Origin of the sequence: Pectobacterium aroidearum (assembly GCF_041228105.1) — a bacterium.
GTDB classification, from domain to species: Bacteria; Pseudomonadota; Gammaproteobacteria; order Enterobacterales; family Enterobacteriaceae; genus Pectobacterium; species Pectobacterium aroidearum.
Genome location: NZ_CP166097.1, coordinates 1,495,677 through 1,514,356 on the forward strand (window position 1 = coordinate 1,495,677; position 18,680 = coordinate 1,514,356).

The 18,680-nt window shown below is 52.9% G+C and carries 16 protein-coding genes; 11 read left to right on the forward strand and 5 right to left on the reverse strand.

Going from position 1 to position 18,680, the window contains the following annotated elements:
- Positions 1–36: 36 nt before the first annotated feature.
- Positions 37–1,584 carry a sensor domain-containing diguanylate cyclase gene (locus tag AB8809_RS06710; RefSeq protein ID WP_181829061.1) on the reverse strand — a complete coding sequence of 516 codons (1,548 nt, stop codon included), beginning with the start codon at positions 1,582–1,584 and terminating at the stop codon, positions 37–39.
- Between the two features lie 551 nt (positions 1,585–2,135).
- Here AB8809_RS06710 and AB8809_RS06715 point away from each other — a divergent pair.
- The 8 genes from AB8809_RS06715 to arnF all read left to right on the forward strand — a co-directional run bounded on the left by AB8809_RS06715 (position 2,136) and on the right by arnF (position 10,962).
- Entirely contained in the window at positions 2,136–3,302 is a 1,167-nt protein-coding gene (locus AB8809_RS06715; protein ID WP_015841108.1) for a nucleotide sugar dehydrogenase, read from the forward strand.
- Between the two features lie 212 nt (positions 3,303–3,514).
- Positions 3,515–4,663: a UDP-4-amino-4-deoxy-L-arabinose aminotransferase gene (gene arnB, locus AB8809_RS06720; RefSeq protein ID WP_349855837.1), complete on the forward strand. Its 1,149-nt coding sequence runs from the start codon at positions 3,515–3,517 to the stop codon at positions 4,661–4,663.
- Entirely contained in the window at positions 4,656–5,639 is a 984-nt protein-coding gene (arnC, locus tag AB8809_RS06725; protein WP_015841106.1) for an undecaprenyl-phosphate 4-deoxy-4-formamido-L-arabinose transferase, read from the forward strand. Before arnB ends, arnC begins: the two co-directional genes overlap by 8 nt.
- Complete coding sequence (arnA, locus tag AB8809_RS06730) at positions 5,636–7,654, forward strand: bifunctional UDP-4-amino-4-deoxy-L-arabinose formyltransferase/UDP-glucuronic acid oxidase ArnA (RefSeq protein ID WP_349855836.1); 2,019 nt, start codon at positions 5,636–5,638, stop codon at positions 7,652–7,654. The genes arnC and arnA overlap by 4 nt, the downstream gene beginning before the upstream one ends.
- Positions 7,651–8,544: a 4-deoxy-4-formamido-L-arabinose-phosphoundecaprenol deformylase gene (gene arnD, locus AB8809_RS06735; RefSeq protein ID WP_181845390.1), complete on the forward strand. Its 894-nt coding sequence runs from the start codon at positions 7,651–7,653 to the stop codon at positions 8,542–8,544. The genes arnA and arnD overlap by 4 nt, the downstream gene beginning before the upstream one ends.
- A 17-nt stretch (positions 8,545–8,561) precedes the next feature.
- Entirely contained in the window at positions 8,562–10,232 is a 1,671-nt protein-coding gene (gene arnT / locus AB8809_RS06740; RefSeq protein WP_349855835.1) for a lipid IV(A) 4-amino-4-deoxy-L-arabinosyltransferase, read from the forward strand.
- Entirely contained in the window at positions 10,229–10,570 is a 342-nt protein-coding gene (gene arnE, locus AB8809_RS06745) for a 4-amino-4-deoxy-L-arabinose-phosphoundecaprenol flippase subunit ArnE (protein WP_349855834.1), read from the forward strand. The genes arnT and arnE overlap by 4 nt, the downstream gene beginning before the upstream one ends.
- On the forward strand, positions 10,570–10,962 hold the full coding sequence (arnF, locus tag AB8809_RS06750; protein WP_180779770.1) for a 4-amino-4-deoxy-L-arabinose-phosphoundecaprenol flippase subunit ArnF: 393 nt from the start codon (positions 10,570–10,572) through the stop codon (positions 10,960–10,962). The genes arnE and arnF overlap by 1 nt, the downstream gene beginning before the upstream one ends.
- A gap of 28 nt (positions 10,963–10,990) precedes the next feature.
- Here arnF and AB8809_RS06755 read toward each other — a convergent pair whose 3' ends face one another.
- From AB8809_RS06755 to AB8809_RS06765, 3 genes are all read right to left on the reverse strand, one after another.
- Positions 10,991–12,061 carry an ABC transporter ATP-binding protein gene (locus AB8809_RS06755; protein WP_349855833.1) on the reverse strand — a complete coding sequence of 357 codons (1,071 nt, stop codon included), beginning with the start codon at positions 12,059–12,061 and terminating at the stop codon, positions 10,991–10,993.
- Positions 12,062–12,063: 2 nt separating this feature from the next.
- On the reverse strand, positions 12,064–13,641 hold the full coding sequence (locus AB8809_RS06760) for an iron ABC transporter permease (protein ID WP_182099818.1): 1,578 nt from the start codon (positions 13,639–13,641) through the stop codon (positions 12,064–12,066).
- Between the two features lie 151 nt (positions 13,642–13,792).
- Positions 13,793–14,809: an iron ABC transporter substrate-binding protein gene (locus AB8809_RS06765; protein ID WP_349855832.1), complete on the reverse strand. Its 1,017-nt coding sequence runs from the start codon at positions 14,807–14,809 to the stop codon at positions 13,793–13,795.
- 498 nt (positions 14,810–15,307) lie between these two features.
- Between AB8809_RS06765 and AB8809_RS06770 the strand changes: the two genes are divergently transcribed.
- On the forward strand, positions 15,308–15,631 hold the full coding sequence (locus AB8809_RS06770) for a PTS lactose/cellobiose transporter subunit IIA (RefSeq protein WP_015841097.1): 324 nt from the start codon (positions 15,308–15,310) through the stop codon (positions 15,629–15,631).
- 115 nt (positions 15,632–15,746) lie between these two features.
- On the opposite strand, the gene AB8809_RS06775 is transcribed toward AB8809_RS06770, so the two are convergent.
- Positions 15,747–16,223 (reverse strand): cupin domain-containing protein, encoded by a 477-nt coding sequence (locus AB8809_RS06775; protein WP_349855831.1) that lies wholly within the window; start codon positions 16,221–16,223, stop codon positions 15,747–15,749.
- A gap of 270 nt (positions 16,224–16,493) precedes the next feature.
- On the opposite strand from AB8809_RS06775, the gene AB8809_RS06780 reads away from it, so the two are divergent.
- Complete coding sequence (locus AB8809_RS06780; protein WP_349855830.1) at positions 16,494–17,387, forward strand: LysR family transcriptional regulator; 894 nt, start codon at positions 16,494–16,496, stop codon at positions 17,385–17,387.
- A gap of 44 nt (positions 17,388–17,431) precedes the next feature.
- Positions 17,432–17,818, forward strand: coding sequence for a hypothetical protein (locus tag AB8809_RS06785; RefSeq protein ID WP_349855829.1), 387 nt, complete (start codon positions 17,432–17,434; stop codon positions 17,816–17,818).
- Positions 17,819–18,680: the final 862 nt, after the last annotated feature.

Sequence of the window (18,680 nt, forward strand, 5' to 3'; positions counted from 1 at the left end):
TCAACATTAATTGTTTCTACATTGAGATTTTTCTCGCTATTCGCTCACCTCGATACGGTTTTTGCCGCCATTTTTGGCGCGATACAGCGCGGCATCGGCGATATCGATGACGGACGACGCGGTGGGCGGCGGAGTATCCACGCAGAACACGTAGACACCCGCGCTAATGGTGACGATTTTGTCCAGGAACAGCGTCGTTTCATGCGAAATTTTTTCTTCGCGCACTAAATCCAGTGCTCGCTGAGCAAGCGTGGTGGCACCGTGCTTATCGGTGTCGGTGATGATGATAGCGAACTCCTCGCCGCCATAGCGGGCGACCAAATCCTCTTTGCGCCTCGGCATGTTGCTCAGGATATTACCAATCTTACGCAGGCACTCATCGCCAGCCACATGCCCATAGCGATCGTTGTATTTCTTGAAGGCGTCGACATCGATCATGATGAGCGCCATACATTCCCGCGTTTCCGCCGCTCGCAATAGCGTTTGCTGTAGGAACATGTCGAATTGACGACGGTTGGCTAAGCCCGTTAGGCCATCAAACAGCGCCAGCGTTTGCAGGGTATGGTTAACTGAGGTGAGTTCATCGCGCACGATGGTTAAATCGACCTGATTTTTCAAATTGATGCGAATTTGTCTCAGCACGATCAGGCCGAGCAGGACAATGGTGAACAGCAGGATGAGCGTAATGGCACCGTAAACCAGACTATCTGTTCTCCATTTTGCGAGCACTAAATTGAGGTCGTAGCCCGCTGCGATAACGATGGGGTAGCGCTTTAATTTGGTGTAGCCATAAATCCGTTCGATGTGATCCAGCGTGGAGACGAATGTCGCTGTACCACTCTCGGACTGTTTCAGATGTTCTGAAAAGAGCGGACCGTTGGATACATTACGGTTGATGTATGAATCGTCGTAAGGCCGACCGTACAGAATCCTGCCATCGGACAGCAAGATAGCGAGCACATCCATGTTCCCCATGGAGTAGTACCCATAATACTGTTTGAAATAGTTCAGTGAGAGGGTGGCAAGTAGCACGCCGTTAAAGCTGCCGTCTGGCTTATTGATGCGCATAGAGACGGGAATGATCAAATCGCCCGTAGAGCGACTCTGAATCACGCTGCCGATGTGCATGGTCTGGCTGACGTTGCTCTGGTGGTACTTGAAATATTCTCTGTCGGCGTTATTCGCATTTGCTGGTTTTGCTATCCCTGAGTTCACCAGCCACTCGCCTTTGTCGTCGTAAATGAAGATGCCATGCAACTGCGGCAGCGTCGCTTTACGATTTTTTAGAATATCGCCCAAACGGTTCAGCTGTGCGGGCGATTGACCATCCTGCTCAATACGTTCTTGTAAATCCTGTAACAATATGTCGACTTGTAAAAATGTATCTTCGGCATGGCGTGCCAGTGACAACGACAGGTTTTTGGCGTTTCGCTCTGTGGAATCGATAAGCTGTTGGTGAGAGTTGAATACTGCCCATCCGTTCAGCGCCACTACCGTGGTGATGATGAATAGCATAAAAATAATCATCAATTTTTGGAGCGGCATTTGATAGTGGCTGGCCTTGTCACGCGTGCTGACCTTCATTGTCCTTCCCATCCTTAGCCAGAGAGATGACTGATGATAAGTGTAGACGTTCTTGTCGTTTGCGCTGTTATTGATGAGATTTGCTTATGATTTTTTGCCGGATTTTATCGAACAATAAGTCGCTTTGATAATAAGGTAACCCCTCTGGATTTCGTCTCCATCTACCGTTGATAAAAACGCTAAAATAAATCGGTATCATCATGCTTATTTACTAAAATCATCTACGATAAATGACGTTGTGTTACATAACGTTATGAAAATTTGTTTCTATGCTAACGATCAAGGTGAGTTACAAGGTGTAAGGAAATTTTTATTTGGCATTAAATACGCTATGTTTAATTGGCGTTTAACTGAAATTGCTAATGATAGGGCTATTGTTTTTTTACGTTTCGGTTGATGAGAGTGACGGAACATTCGTGAATGTAGATTGCTCATCACGATAAGAAGGGCAAGAAATAAATTGAAATGTAACACCTCTATTCAGATTGAAAAATAAGAAAGATACTGCGTCGAAATATGGTTTCAGTCAGTGATGAAATAAAGAGCCCTTCATGAAAATAGCGATTAGCGGAACAGGATATGTCGGTTTATCGAATGGATTATTATTGGCACAACAGCATCAGGTTGTAGCGTTAGATATTGTGGCTGAAAAAGTGGCGATGTTGAATCAACGCAAATCGCCGATTAATGACGCCGAGATTGAGCGTTTTTTACAACACGAAACGCTGAATTTTTCCGCTACGCTGGATAAGCATGAAGCGTATGCCGATGCGCAGTTCGTGATTATCGCTACGCCGACAGATTACGATCCACACACTAACTATTTCAACACGTCGTCGGTAGAGGCGGTCATTCGCGATGTACTGGCGATTAACCCACAGGCCATTATGGTGATTAAATCGACGGTGCCTGTTGGTTTCACCGAGAAAATCAGCCAGCAGTTGGATACCGATAACATCATTTTTTCGCCCGAGTTTTTGCGCGAAGGAAAGGCGTTGTACGACAACCTTTACCCGTCGCGGATTGTCGTGGGTGAGCGGTCGGAAAGAGCCCGTTTTTTCGCTAACCTATTGATGGAGTGTGCATTAAAAAAAGATATTCGCGTACTGTTTACCGACCCGACAGAGGCCGAGGCGATAAAACTGTTTGCGAATACCTTCCTGGCGATGCGTGTCGCCTACTTTAATGAATTGGACAGCTATGCTGAATCGCTGGGGTTGAATACCCGGCAGATTATTGAAGGTGTGTGCCTCGATCCGCGTATTGGCAACTACTACAACAATCCTTCTTTCGGCTACGGCGGCTACTGTTTGCCGAAGGATACCCGGCAGCTTTTGGCTAACTATCGTACTGTTCCGAATAACCTTATCAAGGCTATCGTGGACGCTAACCATACGCGGAAAGACTTCATTGCCGATACGATTATCCGGCGCCATCCGAAAACTGTCGGCGTTCATCGCCTCATCATGAAAGCGGGGTCGGATAATTTTCGCTTTTCTTCCATTCAGGGCATTATGAAAAGAATAAAAGCGAAAGGAATCAATGTCGTGGTTTATGAACCTGGGATTGATGATGATGATTTTCTGGATTTCCCCGTCATTCACCAACTCGACAGTTTCAAACAACAGTGTGACATTATTATTACCAACCGCTATGCCGACGAATTAAAAGATGTAATAGGAAAGGTTTATACAAGGGACTTATTTGGTGAGGATTGATTTCTTGTCGTAAATCAATAAATCGACATTTCGCTATTCGCGAAAAGTTCATTTTTTCATTGTAATTAATTATGTCTTCTTGCCGCTTTGTGATGTTGTGCGGTTTATCTGTGATTTTATGATTGTCGCAATAAATTAAGGTTGGCTTAAGGCTTCATTATTTAGACTGCTTAATGATGATTTGTCGCCATTATTTATTTTGGGAATACGTTATGACGGATTTTTTGCCTTTTTCCCGCCCAAGTATGGGCGAAGAGGAAATTGCTGCCGTGGCGGAGGTATTACGTTCCGGCTGGATAACTACAGGGCCAAAATGTCAGCAATTAGAACAGGCGTTTTGCCAGCAGGTCGGTTGCCGACAGGCGATTGCGGTTAGCTCTGCGACGGGGGGGATGCACGTTACGCTGATGGCGCTTGGCATTGGCCCCGGCGACGAAGTGATTACGCCGTCCCAGACCTGGGTTTCGACCGTCAATATGATTACGCTCCTGGGGGCGGAACCGGTGATGGTGGACGTGGACCGGCATACTCTGATGGTGCGACCGCAGGATATCGAGGCGGCTATCACACCGAAAACCAAGGCGATTATTCCCGTGCACTATGCCGGTGCGCCAGCCGATCTGACGGCGCTGCGTGCTCTGAGCGAACGCTATGGCATTCCGCTGATTGAGGATGCGGCGCATGCCGTGGGTACGCAGTATCGCGATGAGTGGATCGGCGCGCGTGGAACCGCCATTTTCTCGTTTCACGCGATTAAAAATATCACCTGTGCGGAAGGTGGCATGGTGGTGACGGACGACGAGGCTCTTGCTGAACGCATACGTAGCCTGAAGTTTCACGGGCTGGGCGTTGATGCGTTCGACAGGCAGCGACAGGGGCGCAAGCCACAGGCTGAAGTGGTAACGCCGGGGTTTAAATACAATCTGGCGGATATCAATGCGGCGATTGCGCTGGTGCAACTGGATAAGCTCCCGGCGATCAACGCCCGCCGTCAGCAGCTTGCCGCTCGTTATCTTACCCAACTGCGTTCGCTGCCGCTCCAGCCGCTGGCTGTTCCCGATTATCCCCATCTGCACGCCTGGCATCTCTTTATGGTGCGCGTGGATGAAACGCGGTGCGGCATCTCGCGCGATGGCCTGATGGCGGCACTGCAAACGCACGGCATTGGCACCGGACTGCATTTCAGAGCGGTGCACACGCAGAAATATTACCGTGAGCGTTATCCCCATTTGCACCTGCCGGAAACGGAGTGGAATTCGGCGTCGCTGATGACGCTGCCGCTGTTCCCCGATATGCAGGACAACGATGTCGATCGCGTTGTCGCGGCGCTAACCTCGATTCTGGAGTCTGTTCGTGATTGATGACATCAAAAATGTGTCTGTTGTAATTCCCGTTTATAACGAAGAAGAGAGCCTGCCGGTGCTGATTGAACGCACGCTGGCGGCCTGTCGGCAGATCGGTAAACCCTGGGAAATTATTCTGGTTGATGACGGTAGTAGCGATCGCTCGGCGGAACTGCTGACTGAGGCGGCGAGCGACCCGGAAAAGCACATTATTGCCGTATTGCTGAACCGTAACTATGGTCAGCACTCGGCCATCATGGCTGGATTCCAGCAAGCGGTAGGCGATGTGGTCATTACGCTGGATGCCGATTTGCAAAACCCGCCGGAGGAAATTCCACGGCTGGTGGAGTATGCCGCGCAAGGCTATGACGTGGTCGGCACTGTGCGAGCCAACCGGCAGGATTCGCTATTCCGCAAACTGGCCTCGAAAACCATCAACATGATGATCCGGCGTTCGACTGGGAAATCTATGGCGGATTACGGCTGTATGCTGCGTGCTTATCGTCGCCACATCGTCAGCGCGATGCTGCACTGCCATGAACGCAGCACCTTTATTCCTATTCTGGCCAACACCTTTGCGCGGAAAACCATTGAGATCGACGTGATGCACGCCGAACGCGAATTCGGCACGTCCAAATACAGTTTTCTGAAGCTGATTAACCTGATGTACGACCTGCTGACCTGCCTGACGACGACGCCGCTGCGCATACTCAGCCTGATTGGCAGCGTCGTTGCGCTGTCGGGTTTCCTGTTGGCGCTGCTGTTGATCGGCCTGCGTTTGTTCTTAGGGGCGGAGTGGGCGGCAGAGGGCGTGTTCACGCTGTTTGCCGTGCTGTTCATGTTTATCGGCGCGCAGTTCGTCGGGATGGGGCTATTGGGGGAATACATTGGTCGTATCTATACCGATGTGCGTGCCCGGCCACGCTATTTTGTGCAAAAAACAGTGAGCGCGGCAACGCCACTGACCACCAGTTTACGGGATGAAGAAGAATGAAAGCGATCGTATTTGCCTACCATGATATCGGCTGCGTCGGCCTTGAGGCGTTAAAGCTTGCCGGTTATGAGATTCAGGCGGTGTTCACGCACAGCGATGCACCGGGTGAGAACCACTTCTATGCGTCAGTGGCGAAAGCGGCAGCCGAGATGGATGTGCCAGTGTTCGCACCGGAAGACGTTAACCATCCGCTCTGGGTGAACCGTATTCGGGAACTGGCACCGGATGTGATTTTTTCCTTCTATTACCGCACGCTGTTAAGCGACGATATTCTTCAGTTGCCGTCGTTTGGCGCATTCAATCTGCATGGGTCGCTGCTGCCGCGCTACCGTGGGCGGGCACCGGTGAATTGGGTACTGGTGAACGGTGAAACGCAGACGGGCGTGACGCTGCACAAGATGGTGTCACGCGCCGATGCTGGCGATATCGTTGCCCAGTCCGTGGTGGCGATTGACGATGAAGACACCGCGCTGACGCTGCATGGAAAATGTCGAACTGCCGCTGCGGTTTTACTGGCACAACAACTCCCGCTGATCCGCTCGCGTGAGATTATGCTGACGCCGCAGGATGAGAGTCAGGCTAGCTATTTCGGACGTCGTACCGCGGCAGACGGGCTGATCGATTGGCAAAAAAGCGCTCGTGAGATCAACAATCTGATCCGCGCGGTGACGGAGCCGTATCCGGGCGCGTTTACGTTCCTCGGCGAGCGCAAAGTGGTTATCTGGCGTGCCCGCGTGCTGAAAAACGACAGTGTGAAAGCGAATGGCGTGAAGCAGGAACCAGGCTCGATTATCTCGACATCGCCGCTGGTCGTATGCTGCGGTGAAGGCGCACTTGAGATCGTCAGCGGACAGAGCGAGTCCGGGTTGTATATGTCGGGTAGCCGACTGGCGGCGGAAATGGGCATGGTGCCACAGGCGAAACTGGGTAACCTTGCCAGCCGTGTGCAACGACGCCGCACGCGCGTCCTGATCCTCGGCGTGAACGGTTTTATCGGTAATCACCTGACCGAACGCCTGCTGCGCGACGATCGCTATGAAATTTACGGACTTGATATCAGTTCGGATGCCATCGCCCGTTTTCTTGGCGATCCGCGTTTCCATTTTGTGGAAGGCGATATCAGCATTCATAACGAATGGATCGAATATCACATCAAGAAATGCGATGTCATTTTGCCGCTGGTGGCGATTGCAACGCCTATCGAATACACCCGTAATCCACTGCGCGTGTTTGAGCTGGATTTTGAAGAAAACCTGAAAATCGTGCGCGACTGCGTGCGCTACAACAAACGTATTGTCTTCCCGTCCACCTCAGAAGTGTACGGCATGTGTGATGACAAAGAGTTTGATGAAGACACCTCACGCCTGATTGTCGGGCCGATCAACAAGCAGCGCTGGATTTACTCTGTGTCCAAGCAACTGCTGGATCGGGTGATTTGGGCGTACGGCGCGAAAAATGGCCTGCGTTTCACGTTGTTCCGTCCGTTTAACTGGATGGGGCCGCGTCTGGATACGCTGGACGCCGCGCGAATCGGCAGTTCTCGCGCCATTACTCAACTGATTCTCAATCTGGTGGAAGGATCGCCGATCAAGCTGGTGGACGGCGGAGCACAGAAACGCTGCTTTACCGACATTCACGATGGTATTGAGGCGTTGTTCCGTATTATTGAAAACCGCAACGGTCAGTGTGACGGGCAGATTATCAACATCGGCAATCCGCACAATGAAGCCAGTATCCGCGAACTGGGCGATATGCTGCTGACCAGCTTTAATGCCCACCCGCTGCGCGATCGCTTCCCGCCGTTCGCCGGATTCATTGAAGTGGAAAGCAGCAGCTATTACGGCAAAGGGTATCAGGATGTGGCGCATCGCACGCCGAGCATTCGTAACGCCAAACGGCTGCTGGAATGGGAACCGACGGTGAAGATGGAGCAAACCGTCGCGGAAACGCTGGACTATTTCCTGCGTACCGTTGATCCCCAGCACGCCGATAACGTCACGGATACGCAGGGATGACGCGCGTTGGCCTGCGAATTGATGTCGATACCTGGCGCGGTACGCGGGACGGCGTGCCCGCGCTGCTGAAGGTGCTGGCGGAGTTCGATATTCAGGCGAGTTTCTTTTTTAGCGTCGGTCCGGACAACATGGGGCGCCACCTGTGGCGTCTGCTGCGCCCACGCTTTTTATGGAAGATGCTGCGCTCCAGCGCGGCATCGCTCTACGGCTGGGATATTTTGCTGGCGGGCACGGCGTGGCCGGGGCGTCATATTGGCGCACGGTTTGGCTCGTTAATCCGCCAGACGCACGACGCCGGGCATGAAGTGGGGTTACATGCCTGGGATCATCACGGCTGGCAGGCGAATGTCGCTCGTTGGTCGGATGCGCAACTGGCCGCGCAGTTCCGTGAAGGCATGGACGCGCTGACGCCGATGCTGCCAGCGCCGGTACGCTGTTCTGCGGTGGCGGGTTGGCGAGCCGATCCGCGCGTCGTTGAGATGAAACAGCGCTGGGATCTGGACTATAACAGCGACTGTCGCGGCACCCGACCTTTTCGGCCTCGCCTGAAAAACGGTGAATTGGGTACTGTGCAGATCCCGGTTACGCTGCCGACCTACGATGAAGTCATTGGTGAGCGCGTGAGCGACGACGAATTCAACGACTTTATTCTTGAGGCGATCCAGCAGGATCGTGGCGTGCCGGTCTACACCATCCATGCGGAAGTGGAAGGGGGCGTGAAGCTGGCGCTGTTTCGCCAGTTGCTGCTTCGAGCCCGTCAGCAGCACATCGAATTTTGTCCACTTTCCTCATTACTGCCTGATGACCGAGCGACGTTACCCGTCGGGCGAATTGTACGCGCGCCGTTTCCCGGACGGGAAGGGTGGCTTGGCGTGCAAACGGAAGAATAAATAAAGCAGGAGATAGCATGGAAAAAGGCATGATAAAGCTGAAAAGTACCGTAATACTGGTGCTATTCGCTTTGCTCTACCTGTTGCCGCTTAACGGCCGCTGGCTGTGGTCACCGGATGAAACGCGCTATGCGGAAATCAGCCGCGAGATGCTTCAGCGCGGTGATTGGATCGTGCCGCATTTGCTGGACGTTCGCTACTTTGAGAAGCCTGTTGCAGGCTACTGGCTGAATAACATCAGTCAGTGGTTACTGGGTCATACCAATTTTTCCGTGCGCTTTGCCTCGGTATTTTCTACTGGCTTGAGCGCGCTGCTGGTGTTTTGGCTGGCGCTGCTGCTGTGGAAAAACCGGCGTACTGCGCTGCTGGCGGCGACGATCTATCTGACGTCACTGCTTGTGTATGGTATCGGCACGTACAGCGTACTTGATCCCATGGTGACGCTCTGGATGACGGCGGCGCTGTTCAGCCACGTGCTGATTCAGCGCGCTACGCTGACGCGTGAACGGCTGATGGCCTGGGGACTGATGGGGCTGGCCTGCGGCATGGGGTTTATGACCAAAGGCTTTCTGGCGCTGGCCTTACCGGTTATCAGCGTGCTACCGGTAGCGCTGGCGCAAAAGCGGATTAAGGAATTGCTGCTGTTCGGGCCGCTGGCAATTGTTGTCGCGGTATTGCTGAGTGCGCCGTGGGCGCTGGCGGTGCATGCGCGAGAAGCCGATTACTGGCATTACTTCTTTTGGATTGAGCATATTCAGCGCTTTGCAGAAGACGACGCGCAGCATAACGCGCCGTTCTGGTATTACCTGCCAGTGCTGATTGTCGGCACATTCCCCTGGCTGGCGCTGCTGCCGGGTGCATTGCGCAGCGGTTGGACGGAACGAAAGTCCTCCCCGGAACGGTTCCTTCTGCTGTGCTGGATGGTGATGCCGCTGCTGTTTTTCAGCATCGCCAAAGGCAAGCTGTTAACCTACATCCTGCCGTGCTTTGCGCCGCTGGCGCTGCTGATGGCGGCGTGGATTTCCGGGCTGGCCCCTGCGGTACACGACCGTCTCTTGCGCATCAATAGCTGGCTCAATCTTGCGTTCGGCAGTGTGCTGGCGCTCGCCGTTGCGGCGCTGGGCCTCGGTATCATCATGCCGCATCTCTATCAGTCAGGGGAAGGGTTGACCATCGTATCGGGTGTCGTCTGTTTTATCGGCTGGGTGGCTTTTGCCGCAGTCAGCCTGAAAAAGTCGCGATCGTGGGGCTATCTGGTGGCAGGCTGTCCGTTATTTTTGGCGCTGCTCGTCGGCGGGAGTATTCCGGCGAGCGTGGTCGATTCAAAGAATCCTCAAACTTTTATTCGTAGTCATCAGCCATTGCTTGAGGACAGCCGCTATGTGCTGAGCGATGAAGTTGGGCTGGCTGCCGGGCTGGCGTGGGAGCTTAAACGTAGCGATATCACCTTATTTAAGGCACGGGGTGAGCTGAACTACGGGCTGAACTATGCGGATGCCGCCGATCGCTTTGTGGATGAGGGGGCTTTCCCTGCCTGGCTTGCTGAGAAACGGCGTAGCGGAAATGTTGCGCTGGTGCTGAAGATCGATAGAGATACCGATGAAGAATACCGCAACCTGCCTGCACCCGATCAGTTGAAAAAATCGCACCGCTACGTGCTGTTGTTTTATAAGCAGATAGCGCCATGAGTTATCTGCTGGTTGCTATCGTCTGCCTGCTGACCAGCCTGGGACAACTGTGCCAGAAACAGGCAGCGGAGTGCTGGCGGCGTTTGCCGCCAGATCGACGCCAGCGCGTGACGCTGGGATGGCTGATGCTGGCGGCTGTGTTGCTGGGTGTCGGGCTGCTGCTGTGGCTTGTGGTGTTGCAGCATATTCCGCTTGGCGTGGCGTACCCGCTGCTGAGCATCAATTTTGTTCTGGTTACGCTGCTGGCGCACTATTGGTTTGGTGAGCGTGTGGACAGACACCACTGGTGGGGCATTGCGCTGATTGTCACCGGTATCTATCTGATGCAGGGGGGATGATGGCGAGACGAGGCTATGTCTGGGCGCTGGGCAGCATTGTGTTAGCCAGTATTGCGCAGGTATTAATGAAAAGCGGGATGCTGGCACTGCCGAGTATCTCCATGACGCACTGGCCGTCACTCAGCACATTGATGGGCGGTTGGCCTGCGGTTGCGGTGTTCTGCGGGATGGTCTGCTACGGACTGTCGATGGTGTGCTGGTTCATGGTGCTGCGTTATCTGCCGTTAAGCCGCGCCTATCCACTGATTAGCCTGAGCTATGCGGTAGTGTATTTGGCGGCGGTTTTCCTGCCGTGGCTGAATGAGCCGATGAGCCTGCGTAAAAATCTCGGCGTTCTGATTATTATGCTGGGCGTTTGGCTGGTGACGCGTAACGCGCAGGCGGAGCGATAAACCGCCTGAGCGCGCGGGTAGTGCGGGATTATTGACTGAAGACGTGAGCGGTACCCGTGACGCTCAGGCTGACCTGTTGGCCGACAGCGAAAGCAGCGTGGCTGACGGTTTTCAGTTCAATGATCTCGGTTTCTGCGTGGTGGACGTGCAGCGTGAGCGTAGAGACGAAGCCGGAAAAATCAACTTTACGGATGGTTGCGCGAATCGTCGCTGCACGCTTTTCCCCCGCTCGGCCTATCTCTGTGCTATCAACCTCGACATCCTGAATCGCGATCTGCTCGGGTCTGAGCATGATCCGGGCTTTACCGCTGGCGATTGGGCGATCCACTGCGATGCGCCCAAGCAGGCAGTCAGCCTGACCGCCGTTAACCTGCGCATCGAGAATTAGCGTTTCGCCGAGGAAGGTCGCGATGTCTTCGCTGGCGGGCTGATGGTACAGCGTCCACGGCGAGCCGGATTGTGACAGTTGACCGTCGCGCATCACGACGACGCGATCGGCAAAAGACAGCGCTTCCCCCTGATCGTGGGTTACCAGTATTGATGCCACGTTAGCCTGCTGCAAGACGTCCATCACCGCTTTACGCGTGGCGGCACGCAGGCCGGTGTCCAATGCGGAAAAGGGCTCATCCAGCAGCATTAATGCAGGGCGTTGTGCCAGCGCGCGAGCCAGTGCGACACGCTGCTGCTGACCGCCGGAAATCTCATGCGGCGAGTGCTTCTGTAAATGCGCGGGAAGGGAAACCAGCGCCATCAACTCTTCCACGCGCTTTTGCTTTCCCGCCTTCGAGCCTTTCAGCCCAAAGGCGATGTTGTCCGCGATGCACAGATGCGGGAACAGCGCGCCATCCTGCGGGACATAGCCGATCCCTCGCTGATGGGCGGGGACGGAAAGCCCGTTATCGCAGAGCGTTTTCCCGTTCAGCGTGATGACGCCGATATCTGGTTTTTCAAACCCAGCAATCAGGCGCAGCAGCGTGGTTTTCCCTGAACCGGACGGGCCGACAATCGCCGTGCGGCGGCTGTTTTCTAACGTCAGATGAATGTCAGACAGCACGGTGCGCCCGTTAAAGCTTTTACTGACGCGATGAAGTTCCAACATGATTACAGACCCGCCATTTTTTGTGATTGCGTGTAGAGAAACCAGGTCCACGGTAGCGACAGTAGGACCAGAATAAGCGCGTAGGGTGCCGCAGCGGGATAATCGATCTCACTGGTGAGCGCCCAAAAACCGGTTGCCAGCGTGCGGGTGCCGTTGGGGGCCAGCAGCAGCGTGGCGGTCAGTTCGTTAACGATCGCCAGAAAGACGAGCGTTGCACCTGTGGCAACGCCGGGCGCGGCCAGCCGAATCGTCACGGTCATCAGCGTCTGTAATGGCGAACGCCCCAGACTGGCCGCAACCTGCTCCAGCTCCACGGGTGCCTGTGCGATACCCGCGCGTAGATTAACCAGCGCCCGTGGCATAAACATCAGCAGGTAAGCCAGTAACACGGTGAATTCCGTCTGGTACAGCGGTCTGATGAGGTGAATGGTGGTGGTCACCAGCGCCAGCGCGACGACGATACCCGGCAGAGAACTGGTGATGTAATTGCACCCTTCCAGAAACCGATACAGGCGGTTGGGGTGGCGAATCGTCAGCCAGGCCATTGGAATGGCCGCCAGCGTCGTCAGTACGGCACCGCTCAGGGCCAGCGTCATGGTCTGACGAAAGGCATCGAGCAGCTCGCGGCGCAGCCAGACGTCCCAGCCGCCAAACCACAGCCAGCGAGACAGCGTAATAAAAGGCACGCCGAGCGTGAGCAGCACCAATGTCACCAGTAACAGCAGTGCCAGTAGCAGCGGAAACGGCGACAGATGTTTTGGTGTGATAGCCTGCGGCGCGCCGGAACCGACATGTGCATAGCGCGTGACGCCGCGTACGCGGGCATCCGCACACAACAGAAACAGGCACAATAACGCCAGTACGCCAGCCAGCATATTGGCCGCCGGGCCATTAAACGTTGACTGAAATTGATCGAAAATCGCGGTAGTAAACGTATCGAAACGGATCATGGCGAACAGACCATATTCCGCGAGTAGATGTAGCGCAATCAGCAGCAGCCCGCCGCCGATAGCCAGCTTTAGCTGCGGCAGCACTACGCGGAAAAATACGGTCACGGGAGGCACGCCCAGCGTAGCCGCGACATCTTCCAGCGCGGGGTTAAGCCGTCGCAGCGTCGCGGCACAGGGTAAATAGAGAAACGGTAAATAGGCGACGACGGATAAAAACACGCCGGCCGGTAGACCGTGCAAACCGGGAGCGGTGCTGATCCAGGCATAGCTTTGTACAAATGCGGGGATCGCCAGCGGCGCGGTGAGCAGCAGTGACCACAGGCGTCGGGCGGGCAGGGTGGTACGTTCCGTCAGCCAGGCCAGCAGTACGCCCAGAACCGTACAAATCGGCAGCGTCAGGGCAACCAGCAGCACGGTGTTCGTCAGCAGTTCGCCCACGCGAGGGCGAAACAGCAGGGCGCGGGCTGTTTCCCAGCCGGTATCAATGCTGACGCCAATCACAAAGCCCAGCGGAACAAATCCCAGCAGGGATAATATCAGGGCGATGAGGGTAAGCAGCGCGACTGGCTTGCATAATGGCGAAGAGGGGGCGGTGAACGCAGTCGTTTCGCTGTAGCTAACGTTTGTCATACGGCCTGTAGCTGCCTCGTCAGGACGATATTTTAAGACGGTGAAGCCGCTCTGAGCGGGCATTCAGGTAAGGATTCATCAGGGTGCGAACGCCCTGATGAAAGGGGTTATGACATCTATGTGCTATAACCCATGCGCGACAATTTATGCGTTACAGCAAGCCAGCTTGTGTCATCAGATCCACGACTTTTTTGCTGTTGAGCTTGGCAGCATCGACTTTCGGTGCGTCCAGATCTTTCAGTGGAACCTGTTTGTCATTTGAGGCCGCGTTAACGCCAACGGCATACTCAAAGGCATCGTTGGTGCGTAAGATTTCCTGACCGGACTTGCCCGTAATCCATTTAATAAAGGCCTGTGCGTCTTTTGCATGTTTGCTGGATGCCAGTACGCCGCCACCGGAAATACTGACGAACGCGCCCGGATCTTTATGTTTGAAGTAGTACAGCTTGGTGTTGTTACTGTTTTCGCCGGTTTTAGCCTGATCGACAAAACGGTAATAGTGATAGATCACGCCGCTATCAATCTGACCCGCGTTCACCGCTTTCATCACTGTACTGTTGCCTTTGTAGGCGGTGAAGTTTTCTTTCATGCCTTTCAGCCACTCTTGCGTGGCTTTCTCACCTTTCAGCTCCAGATAGGCGCTAACGATGGCTTGAAAATCGGCACCGGACGGCGAGGCAGCCCAGCGGCCTTTCCATTCTGGCTTCGCCAGATCGGCTAAGGATTTCGGCAACTGCGCGTCGGTAAATTTGGTTGGGTTATAGACAAAGACGGTTGAACGCGCAGCAATCCCGATCCAGCGTCCGTGGGACGGACGATAATCAGACGACACCTGTGCGAGGGTGGCTTTATCCAGCGGAGCAAAGAGATCGGCGTTATCGACCAGCACCATTGACGGTGAGTTTTCGGTCAGGAACACATCGGCAGGCGACGATTTCCCTTCCTGCACCAGTTGGTTGCCCAACTCGGTGTCGCTGCCATTGCGTAATGTCACCTTGATGCCGGTTTCTTTGGTAAAACCGTCGACCCAGGATTTTACGAGATTTTCATGCTGGGCATTGTAAATCACAATCCCTTCATCGTTTTCTGCTGCATTTGCCGACGCGCTGAGAGCCAAACCGGAAGCGAATAAAACGGCAGAACTCAGTAATCCAAAACCAAGCTTCATATTATTTACCCTTATCAATACTTGTCGTGTTTGCGTATTGCTGGCCTACATGAGAGCCCCCGTGTCGCTGACGATAACCACGTTATTTTAGCGACACAGGCCGATATGTAGCGGCAGTCGAGGATGGATTTTACATATTGGTAATAATAATGATAGTTATTATTATTTCGCTTTCTTAAGGTTAAATTAAGGTTTTGGTGAATGTGATATGTCGGTTATCACTTTATTTCAGGGCGTGTCACGGTGTGGAATAGTATTAATCCATTGCCTGAAAAATAGCCCGGGGCAGTTGTGAAATTTATTTCACCAGAAATGAGATATAACGTCATGATTTACAGAAACAAATCCTGATTCATCATCTATATTTACTGTGCAGGCTGTGAGTAGCGATACAACAAATGCACCGTATTTCTTCGGTGTCACGTGCGCTTGTCTGCAATTTTGGGTTAATTGACCGACAAAAGGTGACACAGCAACTGATATTCGGGGGATGGAAAAATGGATGTAGAAACGCGGATGATTGAGCTTATCGTTAAATCTGGCGAAACACGTTCCTGCGCAATGGAAGCCTTGAGATCTGCTCGCCGAGGGGAGTGGGATCATGTCGATGAACTATTAAAAATGGCAGCGGTGGCGTTGAACCGGGCGCAATTGATTCAGACCGGGTTCATTGGCAACCAGAGTAAGGAAAAAACGAATCTCGAACTTATCGTGGTGCACGCACAGGATCACCTGATGAATGCGATGCTGTGCCGTGAACTGGCTGAAGAGATTATTGAACTCAGAAAAGAGGTCTCTGGCGTCAATCTTCACGTGCGCTAAGCGCATCACGGAGCAAATAGAAAAGCCATTCGGCATCACGCTGAGTGGCTTTGCTGTTTCTGCCCGCCGCGCTTTTTTCTTAGCGACGGCTTCCTTATAGTAATTTTTTCTTGTGCTACTTCGCTTTTCCGTACTGTTCGTCGCTGACTTTTTCCAGCCATTCAACCGGTCTGCCGTTAAGTGATTCGGCAATGGCAATGTGCGTCATGGCGGTTTGTGCCGTGGCACCGTGCCAGTGTTTGATGCCTTCGGGTATCCAGACGATATCGCCCTGATTGATCTCCTGGACTTCGCCACCCCATTCCTGAAGCCAGCCTCGCCCCTGCGTGACGATTAGCGTCTGGCCGAGTGGATGGGTGTGCCATGCCGTACGGGCGCCCGGTTCAAACGTGACCGTCGCGCCGCCAACCCGGGCGGGTGCGGTGCTCTGGAAAGGGGCATCGATACGTACGTTGCCGGAAAAATAGCTTTCTGGGCCGGGCTGGGACGGAAGTGAACCGCTGCGGGTAATTTTCAATTTTTCCTCCATTCCGGCAATCGCAGCCGGAGCTAATATAGATAACATCACAGCAGAGGCGGCAAGTAATTTCATTTTTATGACGGACACCCTTGTCCGTCACCCTGCGCGGGCCATCGCAAGCGACGTTGAAAAACGTTACTGCGATTTATGGGGAAGCACCAGAGGGCAAAAGCCGCAAGAGGCTATGAATTATATTCATTAATTGTGCGAGTAATGCAGGAGGTTATTCCCGATTGCCGCTTTTCAGTGCCGCCAAATCGGCTATTTCCGGTTTCACATGAACATCATTCATGAATTTGTATAATAGGTACACATTGATGACACCACTATTCGGACACGCTGATGTTAAAAGAAAATTTTAATGACCTCATTTCGTTCCTTGTGGTGGCAAGAGAACGTAGTTTTACCAAAGCGGCGGCGAAGCTCGGGCTTTCTCAGTCGGCGCTAAGCCATTCGATTCGTGGCCTGGAAGAGCGACTGGGCGTGCGTTTGCTGACCCGAACCACGCGCAGCGTCGCGCCAACGGATGCAGGGGAAAAGCTGGCACATAGCCTCGGTCCGCGCTTTGCGGATATTGAAAGCGAACTGGTGGCGTTGGGCGATATGCGCGAGCGTCCTGCGGGGAATATTCGCATCACGTCGGGGGAGCATGCGGTTGATTCAACTTTATGGCCGGTATTAAAGCCATTTTTGGCGAATTACCCCGATATTAACGTCGAAATTACGGTAGATAACGCCTTAACCGATATTGTTCTTGGCCGCTTTGATGCGGGGATTCGCTTGGGTGAGCAGGTGGCGAAAGATATGATCGCCGTGCGTGTTGCACCCGAAATGAGCATGGCGGTGGTTGGTTCCCCGAACTATTTCGCGCGTCATCCTGCCCCCGCAACACCGCAGGATTTACAGCATCACCGCTGTATTAACATGCGCCTGCCGACGATGGGGGGCATCTACGCGTGGGAATTTGAGAAAAACGGTCGGGAAATCAAGGTGCGCGTCGAAGGACAATTGACGATGAATAGCCTGCGTCAGCGGATCGATGCTGCACAAATCGGGCTCGGCCTAGCCTATGTACCGGAAGATGCGGTGCGTGAGGATATTGCCAGCGGACGCCTGATTCGAGTGCTGACGGAATGGTGCCCACCGTTCCCTGGCTACTATCTGTATTATCCCAGCCGCAAACAGCACACTACTGCCTTTTCACTGTTTGTGGAAGCGCTGCGCTACCCGCGTTAGCGATTGGGATTTTGAGTTTTCTTGTTAATATTTAAGGAAATGAAATGCACTCTGATAATAATGACGCGCATTTAGCGGTTTTTTCCGGTGAGTTTAGCGTTAGCGACGATGCCTGGACGCTGGATGCCGTGCGGTGGGGGGTCGTTGAGAAGAAAAAGATTATCGCCAGCCTGAAAGGGAAAATGGGGAGCGGCCCGTTTAATGCAGAGATAGAGTTATTATGGCGGGAAGAACTCAACGACTATTTCGGCAGAGGCGAAATTACCTATGATAATTACCGCTCCGAATATAAAACTAATGGTTTCTCAATAAAAATAATGGCATCAGATATTTATCTAGAAGACGATGTTTGCGTTATTGACGAGGCCGAATGGCTGGAAAATGGCTACCCGTATGCCTTTTATGGCGATTTAGAACGAGTAGGTCATTGAAGCGAATAGCGGTCATTTTCAATAATGACCGCTATTTGAACAGCGTTATTTTGAGAGGGAGTGGATTTATTCGAAGGCAATCGTATGTTCTGTAAAATACACCGGATCTTCGCTGGATCTGATGAACATACCCCCGCATTAATGCCTTGATTGCTCGCACTGATTTTTTAGCCTCATCATTTCCGCTGGTGGCAAAGGAGCTGTCATCATAGAACGATACTTCATACACGCTGGCGTTTCATCCGTAGGGGATCTCTTCGTACTGGATGAGCAGGCGATAACAAATAGGGTTATTGAGACGATTAATAGCCGAGGGATTGTGGCCTGATAATTTTTCATCGATTCTCCTGTTTGCTTTTTATACATTATCTTTCAACACTATTCACTTCCACCCGTTATGGGAAAGGTATATGTAAATAGCATAGTTCACGGCCCAATAGCTTGTTGTTTTTGCACTCTGCCATTCTACATATCTCTGAATCAAGTCCGCCGTGGGCAAGAAGACAAAGATGCACCTTAGCTGCCTTTATTTCTTTATCTGAAGGTAATGAATTCACATCCTTCGTCTTTAATGCGAAGAGGGGGGAAGGGGAGTGTTCTGGGGTACACTCGATGTACCATGCTTGTCCACATTCCGCACAGTAATACATGGATTCCTCATAGTTCCACTGTGGTTCAAAATACTCACTATCTGGTGTTTCAAAATGCCGATTATGAGTTAATGCATTTGAAAAATGGAAACCGTGCCCCCAATAGTCGAGTTCAGCCACGCTGGTGGGAAGTTGTTTGCAATTACACATAGTTTTTATATTAAATTTAATCGCACAATAGTAACCCTATAAAGCATGAGGAGGAATACCGA